Source organism: Pandoraea morbifera, assembly GCF_902459575.1.
Classification (GTDB): Bacteria; Pseudomonadota; Gammaproteobacteria; order Burkholderiales; family Burkholderiaceae; genus Pandoraea; species Pandoraea morbifera.
The window spans coordinates 466,266-479,434 of sequence record NZ_CABPSD010000002.1 but is presented as its reverse complement, the minus strand read 5'-3'; the positions used below and the strand labels follow the sequence as shown (position 1 = coordinate 479,434).

Genomic DNA, 13,169 nt, shown 5'->3' with positions numbered 1-13,169 from the left:
GTTTGTAGTGTAAAGCCGAAGCTTACTTCTTGTCCGACGGCTTGGCCGGTGCGGCCGCAGCCGGCTTCGCATCGGTCCTGGCGCCGGCGGCGGCAGGCTTCGAGGCGTCGTTCGGCATCGGACCGGCGTTGGCTTCCAGGCGCGACTTCGTGCGCTGGACCGGCTCGCCCTTGAGCTGGTGGACGGCTTGTTGGAGCATGAAGTCGTCCGGGCTGCCCAGATCCGGCAGGCGTTGCTCGCGCTCCTTCTTGCGCTCTTCCGGCGTCTTCTTCGCGTTCTCTTCCTCGAGGCGGCGCAGCTCTTCGAGGCGACGGGCCTCGCGGGCGTCGATTTCCTTCTGCTCGTCAGGCGTTTGCGTGTTGTGCAGATGGTTCTGGTAATCGATTTCGCGCGTGACCAGCACGTCGTCCGGATCGCCCTTCGGATTCTGGTCGACCGGCACGTCAGGCTTGATGCCGATGGATTGGATCGAGCGACCGCTCGGCGTGTAGTAGTACGCCGTGGTCAGGCGCAGCGCCGTATCCGGCGAGAGCTGCTGCACCGTTTGCACCGAACCCTTGCCGAACGTCGTCTTGCCCATGATGAGCGCACGCTTCGAATCCTGCAGCGCGCCGGCCACAATTTCCGAGGCCGAGGCGGAGTAGGCGTTCACCAGCACGACCATCGGTACCGTCTTCCAGATCGCGGCTTCACCCTTGAGCGGATCGTCCGGGCTGGCCGACAGGCGGTAGTTGTCGAACGTTGCCGTGTACTTCTGCTTGGCGTCTTCGATCTGGCCGTTGGTCGTCACGACCGTGGCGCCTTCCTTCAGGAACGCCGCGGAAACGCCCACTGCGGACTGGAGGATACCGCCACCGTTGTTACGCAGATCGAGGATGAGGCCCTTGACCGGTTGATCCTTGGCCAGCTCCTGGAGCTTCTTGGCCAGATCCGGCACGGTGCGTTCCTGGAAGCTCGTGATACGAACGTAAGCGATGCCCGAGTCGAGCATCTTGCCCTTTATGCTCTGCACCCGGATTTCAGCGCGCACGATCGTCACGGGGAAGGTGCGCTCTTCCGACTTGCGGAAGATCGTCAGCGTGACCTTGCTGCCGGGGGCGCCGCGCATGCGCTTCACCGCCTGATCGAGCGTCATGCCGCGCACGGGCTTGTCGTCAATACGGGTAATGAGGTCGCCAGGCTTGAGACCTGCCTTGAACGCCGGGCTGTCCTCGATCGGCGAAATGACCTTCACGAGTCCGTCTTCCTGGGAGATCTCGATGCCCAGGCCCGCGAAGCGGCCGCGGGTCTGTTCCTGCAGTTCCTTGTACTCGTCCTTGTCGAGATACGACGAGTGCGGGTCGAGGCTCGACACCATGCCCTTGATGGCTGCGGTCAGCAGCTTCTTGTCGTCGACCGGCTGCACGTACTCGCGCTTGATGCGGCCGAACACTTCGGCCAGCAGACGAAGCTGCTCGAGCGGCAGTGGCGTGGTGGCGCTTTGGGCGGAGGCCTGCGAGAACGCGAGGGTGGCCGCCGCACCGGTCGCGAGGCCCAGCACGATCAGGCCGATGTGTTTGAGGGTTTGGCGCATATAGGCGTGGAAATTCCGGGATTTTCGGGGCGCTAGCCAATGGGCGCGCGCGCTTTGGCGAAGTATAACCGTTTGCCCGCAGGCGGGACATTGCCCATTCGACAGGGACTTTTCCGGAGTGGTTCTCCGAAAAGTGTCGTTTAAATCGCGCTCGGGACGAATTTTTTGCGGGATGCCCGCTGGCAGGGTCGCACTTTTGCAGGCAAATCACGCGCCGGATGGGCGGGCGTACGTGAGATGGGGTACGCAAAAGGCGCTAGGCGTCGTTTACCGCGTATTACCGGGGGGCGGCTGGGAGGGGGTAGCACGGCGCAACGGTGCGGCGTGCTACCCGACGCCTCGATTCCGGCCGGATCGACCGGCGCGGGGCCGAGGCCGGAAGGTCTTACTTCGATTTGCCTTGTGCGGCCACGGCGGCCAGCGCACCGGCGATCTTCTCCTGATCGCCCAGGTAGTAATGGCGGATCGGCTTGAGTTCGGCGTCGAGTTCATACACGAGCGGCGTGCCGTTCGGAATGTTCAGGCCCGCGATGTCGTCGTCGGAAATGTTGTCGAGGTGCTTGATGAGGGCGCGCAGCGAGTTGCCGTGCGCGGCGATGAGCACCTGCTTGCCGGCGCGCACGGTCGGGGCGATCGATTCGTTCCACAACGGGAGCACGCGCGCCACCGTGTCCTTGAGGCACTCGGTCAGCGGAATTTCTTCTGGCTTGAGCTTGGCGTAGCGCGGGTCGTTGAACGAGCTGCGCTCGTCGTCGGTGCTCAGCGGCGGCGGCGGGGTATCGTAGCTGCGGCGCCAGACGTGCACCTGTTCGTCACCGTACTTGGCGGCGGTTTCGGCCTTGTTCAGGCCGGCGAGCGCGCCGTAGTGGCGCTCGTTCAGGCGCCAGCTGTGCACCACGGGGATCCACATGAGGTCCATGGCGTCCTGCACGTGCCAGAGGGTGCGGATCGCACGCTTGAGCACCGACGTGTAGGCAAGGTCGAACTTGAAACCCGCTTGCGCGAGCAACTCGCCGGCCTGGGCGGCTTCGGCAACGCCCTTCTCCGTGAGGTCGACGTCGACCCAGCCGGTGAAGCGATTTTCCTTGTTCCACGTCGATTCGCCGTGGCGGATGAGAACGAGCTTGTACATGTGCAGACTTCAAACAGAGTTGGAAAGCGGGGGCAGCCGAAGGGGGGGCGTCCGGCCGCTGCTACCTCGTGCAGCCGCGCCCGGCAAGGGTTTGCGGCTGACGTCGAGGGACGTCGGGGAGGGCGGCGAAGGGGCCGCCGGCGTCCGGCGCAGCGATCGGCAACGAGACCCGTCGGCGCAATCACGGAATATTTTATAATGATCGGATTCTTTTGACCTTTTTCAGGTGGTTTGTGAAGTTCTTTGCCGATTACACCAACCTCGCGCTGATCGCCATCGCGCTCGTCTCCGGCGGCATGCTCGCATGGCCGGTCTTCAAGCGCGGCGGTCGCGGTCTGTCGACCATGGAAGCGACCCAGCTCATCAACCGCAAGGGCGCCGTGGTGCTCGACGTGCGGACCGGCGAGGAATTCGCCGCGGGCCACCTGCCGTCGGCACGCAACGTGCCGCTCGACGACGTGGAACAAAAGGTCGCGCAGGTCATCAAGAACAAGGCGGCGCCGGTACTCATCGTGTGCAAGAGCGGCCAACGCTCGGCGCGCGCTCAGACGCTGCTTCGCAATCTTGGCTATGCTGAGGCGTTCAGCCTCCAGGGTGGCATTGCCGCCTGGCAGGAAGCCGGCCTGCCGGTCGTGAAGTAATCGAGGAGTTGCAAGTCATGCCGAAGATCGTGATGTACAGCACGCAAGTGTGTCCCTACTGCCAGATGGCGGAACGTCTGCTGCGCCAGCGTGGCGTCCAGGAAATCGAGAAGATTCTGATCGACAAGGAACCCGCCCGTCGCGAGGAAATGATGACGCGTACGGGGCGCCGCACCGTGCCGCAGATCTACATCGACGAACGTCACATTGGCGGTTACGACGATCTTTCGGCGCTGGATCGTGCCGGCGGCCTGGTGCCGCTCTTGCAAGCGGCCTGATACCGCCCGCAAAATAGTCGTTCGGCCGCGTGTCTGCGCGGCCGTCTCATATCCAAGGAAACGAACAAATGTCCGACCAGAATCAGCCGTTTTTCAGCATCCAGCGCGCTTACCTGAAAGATCTGTCGCTCGAGCAGCCGAATTCGCCCGCGATTTTCCTCGAGCAGGAGATGCCGACCGTTGAAGTGCAACTGGATGTCGCGGCGGAGCGTCTGAACGAGCACGTCTTCGAAGTGGCGGTGATCGCGACGGTGACGGCCAAGATCCAGGACAAGGTCGCGTTCCTGGTCGAAGGCAAGCAAGCCGGTATTTTCGAGATTCGCAACGTGCCGGTCGAGCAACTCGATCCGCTCATCGGCATTGCCTGCCCGACGATCGTCTACCCGTACTTGCGCGCGAACGTGGCAGACGCCATCAGCCGCGCGGGCTTCCAGCCGATCCATTTGGCCGAAGTGAACTTCCAGGCGCTGTACGAGCAACGTCTGGCCCAACTGGCCGAGCAGCAGGCGGCCAACGGCGAGACGCCGGCCCCGGGCATCGTGATGCCCGACGGCTCGTCCGCCCAGACCCACTAAGCGCTCGCGCTCCATCGACGCGTCGGTCCGTCTGCCTCGGACCCGCGCGTCGGGGTCCACCTCATGAAGATTGCCGTATTCGGTGCGGGTGCCTGGGGCACCGCGATGGCGAGTCACATGGCGGCACGCCATGACGTTGTCCTGTGGGCGCGCGACGCGGCGCTGCTCCAGCAACTCGCCAGCTCCCACGAGAATTCCACTTATCTCCCCGGTTGTCCGCTGTCCCCACGCTTGCGATTCGAAGCCGATTTCGCGACGGCGCTGGCCCACGGTACGGGCGAGCGTGCGCTGTGCGTGGCCGCCGTCCCGGTGGCAGGCCTGCGCGCGCTGGCGGGGCATATGGCACAGGCCGCTAACGCGCCGAGGCATCTGATCTGGCTGTGCAAGGGCTTCGAGGCCGATTCCGGACTGTTGCCTCACCAGATCGTGGCCGAGGTCTTTCCCAAGGTCGCGGGCGGGTCGCTGTCGGGGCCGAGTTTCGCCCGTGAAGTCGCGCAGGGTCTTCCGGCGGCGCTGACGATCGCGAGTGCGGTGCCGTCGCTGTGCGAACTGACGATCGCCGCGTGTCATTTCGGCGCATTGCGCATCTATTCGAGCGACGACGTGGTCGGCGTGGAAGTGGGCGGCGCCGTCAAGAACGTCCTGGCGATCGCCACGGGCGTGAGCGATGGACTCGGCCTCGGCTTGAATGCGCGTGCCGCACTGGTCACGCGAGGACTGGCCGAGATGACGCGTCTGGGCGTCGCCCTGGGCGGCAAACCCGAGACATTCATGGGGCTGGCCGGCATGGGCGATTTGATTCTGACGGCCACCGGCGATCTGTCGCGCAATCGCACCGTGGGACTGCAACTTGCCTCGGGCAAATCGCTCGACGAGGTGCTGGCATCGCTCGGCCATGTAGCGGAAGGCGTACGATGTGCACGTGCGGTACGCGATCTGGCGCATGCCCACGGCGTTCAGATGCCGATTACCGAAGCCGTGTGTGCGACGCTGTTCGAAGGTTTGCCCGCGCGCGCCGCGGTGGAGGCGCTGTTGCGGCGCGACGCCCGCGCGGAGCGCGAAGACGACAGCTACTCCGGCTGACGTCTCCCGCGACGAATCGCAAGGTGCGTCGACTGTTCCCACGGATGGTCGGCACTTTGCTTCCCCGACGACGGCATTCCGTCGCCGACACTCGCTGCAAGGGAGTCCCGCCCATGTCGCAAGTTGCCCGTCTGCACGCCTCACAAGGCGATATCACGCAATCCCCGGTCGACGCCATCGTGAATGCAGCGAACGAATCGCTGCTGGGCGGTGGCGGCGTCGATGGCGCCATCCGCCGTGCCGCCGGACCGGAGCTCGTCGAAGCCTGTCGCAAGCTGCATGGCTGTCCGACCGGACAGGCGAAGCTCACGCCGGGATTCCACCTCAAGGCCAGGTATGTGATTCACGCGGTCGGCCCGATCTGGCACGGCGGCGCCAACGACGAACCCGCACTGCTCGCGAGTTGCTACCGCGAGAGCCTGCGCCTGGCGTCGGAACATGGATGCAGCAGCGTGGCGTTTCCCGCGATCAGTTGCGGCGTCTTCGGCTATCCCGCCGAGTTGGCGGTGCCTCTGGCGGTGTTTACGGTGCGCGACGCGCTGGCGCATTTCCCAAAGATCCAGCACGTGGAGTTCGTTTGCTTCGACAAGGCCATGCTCGCGCTTTATCGGAAGGAACTCGTCAATCAGGCACCGCCTGCGTAGCCTTGCTGACGCCATGCTTCGAAGACGACCACGGCCACCGTATTCGACAGGTTGAGGCTGCGATTCCCGGGGCGCATCGGCAGGCGCACGCGCTGCGTGGTCGCAAACGTGTCGAGCAATGCGGGATCCAGGCCCCGGGTCTCCGAACCAAAAATGAACCAGTCGCCCGGCGCGAACGACAGTTCGCCGAAGGGGCGTGAGCCGCGCGTGGTGAGCGCGAACATGCGCGACGGATCGGGGGTTTCAGCGGTCAGAAACGCAGCCCAGTCCTTGTGCACCTTCATTTGCGCATACTCGTGATAGTCCAGGCCGGCGCGGCGCATGCGCGCATCGTCGAGCGGGAAGCCCAGCGGCTCGATCAGATGCAGCCGGGCACCGGTGTTGGCACACAGGCGGATCACATTCCCGGTGTTGGGCGGAATTTCGGGGCAGACGAGAACGACGTTGAACATGTTGGTCGGGGCAGGGTTATCGGGAAGGCGGCGTACGCAAGGCGACCGCAGCGCGCACATGCGTGGCGCCCGCCAGTTTGAGCGCGGCCGCGGCCGCATCGCAAGTGGCGCCGGTCGTCATCACATCGTCGACCAGCACGACGCGGCGTCCGCGAACTTGTGCGCTCGCCGTGAAGGCGTTGCGCAGGTTGCATTGCCGCGCTTCGCGTGAAAGTCGGCGCTGTGCGGCGGTCGTTCGTTCGCGATGCAGCGCACGGGCACTCGCCGGCAGGCGCGCGCGCCGTGCGGCTACGCGTGCCAGCTCCCACGCCTGGTTGAAGCCGCGCGCGGCGAGCCGCGACGGCGCCAGCGGCACCGGCACCACTAGCGGGGGCTCGTCGCCAGCCGGCTCGACAAGCGCGTCGCCGAGGCGATGTCCGAACTCGCGAGCGAACGGCAATGCGCCATGGTATTTCAGACGAATCATCAGCGCGTCGAGTGGCGCCACGTAGTCCGCGAGGGTGATCGTCGCGTCGAAGGCCGGACGGAACCGGAGGCATTGTCCGCAGACGACGCTTGGCGGGGTGCGGCAAATTGTCGCATGAGCATGCGCGTCGGCTTCGAAGCGGCAGTCGCGTACCGCGGGCAGCGCGACGGCACATCGGGCGCAGCGTCGTGGCGGATCTGCGCGATCGACGTCGAAGACATCGGCGCAATCCGAGCAGATCTGCCGCGCGGCGCGGCGATGGCAGAGCGCACAATGATCGGGCAGTGCCGCGTGCAGCAGTGCCTCGGCAAACCGGGCGAGCGTCGGTAGGGTGGCACGAAGGATGGACACGGGCGAAAGTGGGCGTCGGTGGTGTGGTGTGGCGGGCCGGGGCGTTGTGCGGGAACTGCCTTGCCTGGCGATGTCCGTCGACGGAAGGCCGGATTTTGCCATGGGCGAACGTGCACGCGTGCAAACGAGCTACTGGCCGGGGCTGTCCGGCACTTACGGGCACGGAGGGCGACGCCGCGGTGCCCAATGCGCTCGGGCAGCAGCGAGTATACTGCCGACTCGCCTTTTCGCCTGTCCCATGAAGCCTTCCGCCGCCCCCCAAAACCTGTCCCCCGCGTTCAGCGCACGTTTTCTGCGCACCGCGTTCGATCGCCGTGCGCCGCACTGGTCGGATGCCGATTTCCTCATGCGGGAGGTGGCATCGCGACTCGCGAGCCGGCTTGACTACATCAAGCTCAAACCCGGGCGCGTGCTCGATGCCGGCTGCGGCACGGGGGGCGACCTGCTGAGCTTCGGCGAGCGCTATCCGGACGCCTATCGGGTGGGGCTCGACGCTTCCTTCGCCATGGCGCGAGCGGCCGCCGCAGCGGGCGCGGCGACGGGATGGCGGCGTTTGCTGCGCAGCGCGCCTCCGTACGGCGTGGTGCAGGCCGATTTTTCCGCATTGCCGTTCGCGGCGCGCTCGTTCGATCTGGTCTGGTCGAATCTCGCGCTGCACTGGTATCGCGAGCCGCATCGCGTCATTCCGGAATGGCACCGCGTGCTGAGTACCGACGGCTTGCTGATGTTCTCGGCCTACGGTCCCGATACGCTGCGCGAGCTGCGTGCCGCGTGGGCGGAGGTCGACGATCTGCCGCACGCGCTCGAGCCGACGGACATGCACGATCTTGGCGACATGATGGTGGCCAGCGGCTTCGATACACCGGTCACCGACATGGAGCGCCTCACGCTCACATTCGAGTCGCCGGACACGCTGTTGCGCGACGTGCGGCTGCTGGGGGTGAACCCCCGGCCGGAGCGCCGCGCGGGCCTTACCGGACGCCATCGTCTGGCCGCGTTGCGAGCTGCCCTGGATCGCCAGCGCGGCGCCGACGGGACGATCTCGCTGACGTTCGAGCTCGTCTACGGTCATGCCTGGAAAATTCCGGAAAAGACGGACGCGGCAGGCAATGCCGTGGTCCGGATTCAGGATATCGGGCGCGGCGGCCGACCGCGCTGAACGCGTTTGCGTTCACAAGGTTTCCCCCACCAAGTTTCCCCCTTCGATCAAGTTTTCCGCCCGGCGGTGCCGGACCGGCTAGCTCACCGCATCCTGCGTCCTACACGACCATGCAGGTGGCCGGCGCGCGCCCTGTTCGCTTAAATGACGCTTCACGGCATGCATGAGCATGGCGCGTTCGGGAGCATCATTCCGCGATTCCGGCACCATCCGGCTGCGGATTCCCTGCGCTCGAATCGCTCGCGTCAGCATGTCATTGCGTTGCCTTCGGGCGCGATTTCGGGAGGTGAGCCGTGGGGTATCAGCACGAAACGATGGCGACCGCCGCCATGGGCGCCAGTTCGCGAGACGGACTGACGCTTTGCGTGAACGGCGCATTTCTCCAGCCGTCGCGGCCAACGTTTGTGAGCATCGACGGATTGTGCCCGGCCACCGTCCATCTCAAGCTTGAAGGGTTGAACCCGGCCGGGTCGATCAAGCTCAAGACGGCGCTGCAACTGATCGAAGCCCTGGAGACGACGGACCGCCTTCGCGCCGATACGCAGATCGTCGAGTCGTCATCCGGCAACCTGGGCGTGGCACTCGCGCTGATCTGCGCCAATCGCGGCTATCGCTTCACATGCGTGACCGATCCCAACACCTCGCGCCAGGCGACCCGGGCGATGCAAGCGGCGGGTGCCAGGATCGTGCGGGTGGCGCAGCGGGACGCACAGGGTGGCTACCTGGGCACGCGTATCGCATGGATCCGCGAGATCGTGGCGCGCGATGCGCGATGGGTATGGCTCAATCAATACGCGAATCCGGAGAACTGGCGCGCGCACTACCGGTGGACGGCGGCCGAAATCTTTGCGACGCTGCCTCGCGTCGATCATCTGTTCGTGGGCGCAGGCACCACCGGAACGTTGACGGGATGCCTGCGCTACGTGCGGGAGCATCGCCTGAACACACGCGTCGTGGCCGTCGATGCGACCGGTTCCGTCACGTTTGGCGGTCCGCCGGGGCCGCGCCGCATTCCGGGGCTGGGCACCAGTTGCCGTCCGGCGCTGAGCGAGGGCCCGAATGCCGAGTCGCCGGATGCCATTGTCCATGTGGACGAAACGGACACGCTACGCATGTGCCACGCCCTGGCACGGCGTGGGTTGCTCGCGGGCGGATCGACGGGCAGCGTGCTGCATGCGGTGCGAATGTCGGCTGCCGACATTGCCGCTGGCGACGCGGTCGTGGCACTTGCGCCCGACATGGGCGACAAGTATCTCGACACGATTTACGACCCCGACTGGGCGGCGTCATGCATCGGTGTCGATGAGGGCGGGCGGCGGGCCACGGTCGATCCGGTGGACGTTGCGAGCGCGTCGCTGTCATGAACGCGCTGCCATCCCCTCAATTTCGCGTATTCACCGGCGAGCAGGTCGACGCTGCCGTTCGCGCAGGAATGTCCGACATCCTGGTCGTGGTCGAGGCGGCGTACCGAGCGCATCATGCCGGGAGCACCGTGATTCCGCAAAGCCAGTTTCTTCGCTTCCCGGATGAGCGGTCCAATCGGATCATCGCGCTTCCCGCGCATATTCGCGATGGCGATGGCGAGGGTGTGACCGGAATCAAATGGATATCCAGTTTTCCCGGCAATGTCGAGCGGGGCATGCCACGCGCGTCGGCGGTGCTCATTCTGAACGACGCGTTGACCGGCTATCCGATGGCTTGCATGGAGGCGAGCATCATCAGCGCCGCGCGGACCGCGGCGAGTGCGATCAGCGCGTTGCGCCGCCTTTTTGCCAATCGAACGTCGATCCGTGCCGGCGGTGTGCGCGTCGCACTCATTGGCGCGGGGGTGATTTCGCGCCATGTGGCGGAATGCCTCCCGCTTGGCGCAATGCCGATCGAACGGGTGATTGTGCACGATCTGCGTCCCGATTCGGCGAGAGCACTGGCCACGCGCGTCGAAACGGAACTCGGCTACCCCGCGCATGGCGAGCCATCGCTCGAACGCGCTGTCCGGCAGGCCGATGTGATCGTGTTCGCGACGACGGCGGCGGCGCCGTATGTCGACGATGTCGCGTGGTTTTCTCACTGCCCGCTCGTACTTCACCTGTCGTTGCGTGATCTCGCTCCTGAGATCGTGCTCGCGTCGTGCAACGTCGTCGACGATATCGATCATTGCCTGCGCGCGCAGACATCGCTGCACCTCGCCGAAATGGCGACCGGCCACCGTCGCTTCGTCACGACGTCGCTGCCGCATCTGCTATGTGGCGGCGAGCCTCCAAAGCATGACCGCCCGGTCGTATTTTCGCCATTCGGTCTCGGCATTCTGGACGTCGCCGTCGGCCACTGGGTCTATGAACGGCTGGCGGCTCGGCAAGCACCTGTTCCTCGTTTCTTCCTTGATATGCAACGCGCATGACCTCCGCAACCCGTAACACCGTCTCCCGCTGTTCCCACCACGCGTCGAAGCGCGAAGCCGGCTATGCCGACGTCCTGGTCGGCCTGCAATATGGCGACGAAGGCAAAGCAAAAATCATCGACGCCCTGGCGCAGGACTACGACGTGATCGCACGCTTCAATGGTGGCGCCAACGCGGGACACACCATCGACACGCCGCTCGGCAAGATCGCCCTCAAGCAATTGCCGTCGGGCGTGTTCCACCCGCATGCCTCGCTGTACATCGGCTCGGGCTGTGCCATCAATCCCTGGAAACTGGCTGACGAAATCGAGCAGTTGCGCGACATGGGGATCTCGTTGGACGGGCGGCTGCACATCAGTGCGAGAGCCGCGCTGGTTCAGCCTCATCACATTGCGCATGACCGTCGCGGCAGCGACACCATCGGCACGACCGGCAACGGTATCGGCCCGTGCTACGCCGACCGCGCCTTGCGCGTGCGCAACGATACGCGCGTCAATCTGATGCTCGGCGATTTGCTTGAACGGGAGGCGCAGACGGTGATGGCCATGCGCCGGGTGCTCACGGGCATGATCAACGCAGAAGGCGGCGCGTGCCCCTGGATGGCGGAGCTATCGGACTTGCTGTTGAGCCTGCCGAGGGTCGCTCACACCCTGCGTCCCTATCTCGAGCCGGATCGGAGCTGGCTCACCCGTCGCGTGATGGCCGGCGGGCGCGTGTTGTTCGAAGGCGCCCAGTCCGTGTTGCTCGACGTCGTCGACGGCACGCAGCCCTTCGTCACGTCGAGCCACACGGTGCCGGCCTATGCGTATGTGGGCGGCGACCTGCCGCCGAAATTCCACCGCCGAACCATCGGGGTGGCCAAGGCTATCATGTCGCGCGTCGGACGTGGCCCGTTCCCTTCGGAACTCGGCGGCGAGCGTTCCGCGCAGTATTGCCATGCGGCGTCGCAATCGCGAGTGGGTGTCGTTGAAGAGGCTCAACGTCATTCACCCGACACGCTGTTGCGGTCCCAGGATCCGCTCGATGTCGGCACGGCGCTTCGCATGCTCACGGGCGAGTATGGCACGGGCACGGGGCGGCCACGCCGTATCGGTATCCTGGATCTCGCCGCGTTGGGTGACGTCGTGAGAATGCACGCCGTCGATTGTGTCTACCTCAACAAGGTGGATTGTCTGACGCACTATTTTCAGTCGACCTACCAGGGCGTGCCCGTCAGGGTGCAACGCGATGCGCTGTCCGGCGGCGAGGCGTCCGAACTGAAGATCTACACGGGGTTGACGGAAAGCGCCATCGCGCGCAGCCGAGACGGAACACTGGACAGTGCGATGCGCGGCTTCGTCGAATTCGTCGAACGACATATCGGCGCGCCGCTGGCGGGTATCGGCCTCGGTCCCGAGCGCGCCGGCCTGGTGTCGCTTGCTTCGCATCCGCCAACACCGGCTCCAGTGGGGGAGGCGCATGGCTGATCCATCATCGATCGACGCCCCCGGATCCCGGCCCGAGCTGCGACCGTGGCGCGATGTCGCGGCCGTCACGCGGTGCGCAACGGAGACGCCGTTCCCCGCGCTTCGCCCCGATGATCTGCTGTTCAACGTGTCGCTCATGCCGTATGCCATGCATCCGCTGGTGTGCGCGCGGGGACAAGCAACGCGACAACACCTGAGCGTGTTGCGTCTGGCCGATTACCTGAACCGGACGGAACGCGTCGAGCTGCATATCGTCAATCGCGCCGTTGAACAGATGCTCGACATTCCTGGCGTTCGGTCGGTAACCCGTGACGATCTTCTCGCCATCTATACGGATGAGGGATTTCATACGTGGATGATGGAGCGCTTTCGCCGCCATTGCCATGCGGCCACCGGATACTCGCTGACGCAATGTTCCTCGCTCAGTGTCGCGCGGGTCATGGCGCTGTGCGAGGCTGCCCCCGAGTCGTGTCGGGGGACGGCCGTCGTGGCGGCGGCGGCGATCACCGAGACGCTGATTACCGGCACGCTGCGTGAGGCGGGCGCAGGCGACAGCGTCTACGCGCCGGTGCGCACGCTGCTGGCCGAACATGGCGCCGACGAGATGCGGCATCAAGCGGCGTTCGTGCGCTTTGTCGGGGAGTGGGTGCCCCTGCTCTCGCCGGATGAGCGTGGTTTTCTCGACGCGATCGTGCCGGAGTTGATGGTGGCCTTTCTCGCGCCCGAGCTTCCAACGTGGCACGCGCATCTGTGTGCTGTGGGAATGACGTCGCAAGATGCGGATCGGATCCTCCGGGACAGCGTTGATCCGTTGCAGGTCGGCGTGCAGATGATGGAGGCGGCATTGGTGCCAAGGCGCCTGTTCGAGCGACTCGGCATGTCGTGTACGGAGCGGTTTGCGCATCGCGTGGGTCGCTGGCGGCCCCCCGCATGATGAGGATGAGGAGGAGC

At 65.3% G+C, this 13,169-nt stretch carries 15 protein-coding genes; 11 read left to right on the top strand and 4 right to left on the bottom strand.

Translation table 11 applies throughout. The features are described from left to right. Positions 1–22: 22 nt before the first annotated feature. Together PMO31116_RS05635 and gpmA are read right to left on the bottom strand one after the other, a co-directional pair. Positions 23–1,573, bottom strand: a complete 1,551-nt coding sequence (locus tag PMO31116_RS05635) for a S41 family peptidase (protein WP_150565843.1) — start codon at positions 1,571–1,573, stop codon at positions 23–25. A 385-nt stretch (positions 1,574–1,958) separates the two neighbouring features. Beyond that, positions 1,959–2,705: a 2,3-diphosphoglycerate-dependent phosphoglycerate mutase gene (gpmA, locus tag PMO31116_RS05630; RefSeq protein ID WP_023597822.1), complete on the bottom strand. Its 747-nt coding sequence runs from the start codon at positions 2,703–2,705 to the stop codon at positions 1,959–1,961. Between the two features lie 233 nt (positions 2,706–2,938). On the opposite strand from gpmA, the gene PMO31116_RS05625 reads away from it, so the two are divergent. The 5 genes from PMO31116_RS05625 to PMO31116_RS05605 all read left to right on the top strand — a co-directional run bounded on the left by PMO31116_RS05625 (position 2,939) and on the right by PMO31116_RS05605 (position 5,926). Further along, positions 2,939–3,346 (top strand): rhodanese-like domain-containing protein, encoded by a 408-nt coding sequence (locus PMO31116_RS05625; protein ID WP_150565842.1) that lies wholly within the window; start codon positions 2,939–2,941, stop codon positions 3,344–3,346. 17 nt (positions 3,347–3,363) lie between these two features. Then, the gene (gene grxC, locus PMO31116_RS05620) at positions 3,364–3,624 is read left to right on the top strand and encodes a glutaredoxin 3 (protein ID WP_023597820.1); all 261 of its coding nucleotides are present in this window, start codon (positions 3,364–3,366) and stop codon (positions 3,622–3,624) included. A gap of 68 nt (positions 3,625–3,692) precedes the next feature. Continuing rightward, complete coding sequence (secB, locus tag PMO31116_RS05615) at positions 3,693–4,199, top strand: protein-export chaperone SecB (protein WP_023597819.1); 507 nt, start codon at positions 3,693–3,695, stop codon at positions 4,197–4,199. 63 nt (positions 4,200–4,262) lie between these two features. Then, a complete protein-coding gene (locus PMO31116_RS05610; RefSeq protein ID WP_150565841.1) occupies positions 4,263–5,282 on the top strand; it encodes an NAD(P)H-dependent glycerol-3-phosphate dehydrogenase in 1,020 nt (339 codons plus the stop codon). Positions 5,283–5,395: 113 nt separating this feature from the next. Further along, complete coding sequence (locus PMO31116_RS05605; RefSeq protein ID WP_150565840.1) at positions 5,396–5,926, top strand: O-acetyl-ADP-ribose deacetylase; 531 nt, start codon at positions 5,396–5,398, stop codon at positions 5,924–5,926. Here PMO31116_RS05605 and trmL read toward each other — a convergent pair. Together trmL and PMO31116_RS23605 are read right to left on the bottom strand one after the other, a co-directional pair. Then, entirely contained in the window at positions 5,908–6,378 is a 471-nt protein-coding gene (gene trmL / locus PMO31116_RS05600; protein WP_150565839.1) for a tRNA (uridine(34)/cytosine(34)/5-carboxymethylaminomethyluridine(34)-2'-O)-methyltransferase TrmL, read from the bottom strand. The genes PMO31116_RS05605 and trmL overlap by 19 nt on opposite strands. 16 nt (positions 6,379–6,394) lie before the next feature. After that, positions 6,395–6,844 carry a ComF family protein gene (locus tag PMO31116_RS23605; RefSeq protein ID WP_174970871.1) on the bottom strand — a complete coding sequence of 150 codons (450 nt, stop codon included), beginning with the start codon at positions 6,842–6,844 and terminating at the stop codon, positions 6,395–6,397. A gap of 114 nt (positions 6,845–6,958) precedes the next feature. On the opposite strand from PMO31116_RS23605, the gene PMO31116_RS23600 reads away from it, so the two are divergent. From PMO31116_RS23600 to PMO31116_RS05570, 6 genes are all read left to right on the top strand, one after another. Then, entirely contained in the window at positions 6,959–7,174 is a 216-nt protein-coding gene (locus PMO31116_RS23600; protein WP_174970868.1) for a hypothetical protein, read from the top strand. Between the two features lie 259 nt (positions 7,175–7,433). Continuing rightward, on the top strand, positions 7,434–8,354 hold the full coding sequence (locus PMO31116_RS05590) for a methyltransferase domain-containing protein (RefSeq protein ID WP_150565837.1): 921 nt from the start codon (positions 7,434–7,436) through the stop codon (positions 8,352–8,354). Between the two features lie 293 nt (positions 8,355–8,647). Continuing rightward, positions 8,648–9,718, top strand: coding sequence for a 2,3-diaminopropionate biosynthesis protein SbnA (gene sbnA, locus PMO31116_RS05585; protein ID WP_246185152.1), 1,071 nt, complete (start codon positions 8,648–8,650; stop codon positions 9,716–9,718). Further along, entirely contained in the window at positions 9,715–10,752 is a 1,038-nt protein-coding gene (gene sbnB / locus PMO31116_RS05580) for a 2,3-diaminopropionate biosynthesis protein SbnB (protein WP_150565836.1), read from the top strand. Before sbnA ends, sbnB begins: the two co-directional genes overlap by 4 nt. Next, positions 10,749–12,218, top strand: coding sequence for an adenylosuccinate synthetase (locus PMO31116_RS05575; RefSeq protein WP_150565835.1), 1,470 nt, complete (start codon positions 10,749–10,751; stop codon positions 12,216–12,218). The genes sbnB and PMO31116_RS05575 overlap by 4 nt, the downstream gene beginning before the upstream one ends. After that, positions 12,211–13,152, top strand: coding sequence for a diiron oxygenase (locus tag PMO31116_RS05570; protein WP_150565834.1), 942 nt, complete (start codon positions 12,211–12,213; stop codon positions 13,150–13,152). Before PMO31116_RS05575 ends, PMO31116_RS05570 begins: the two co-directional genes overlap by 8 nt. Positions 13,153–13,169: the final 17 nt, after the last annotated feature.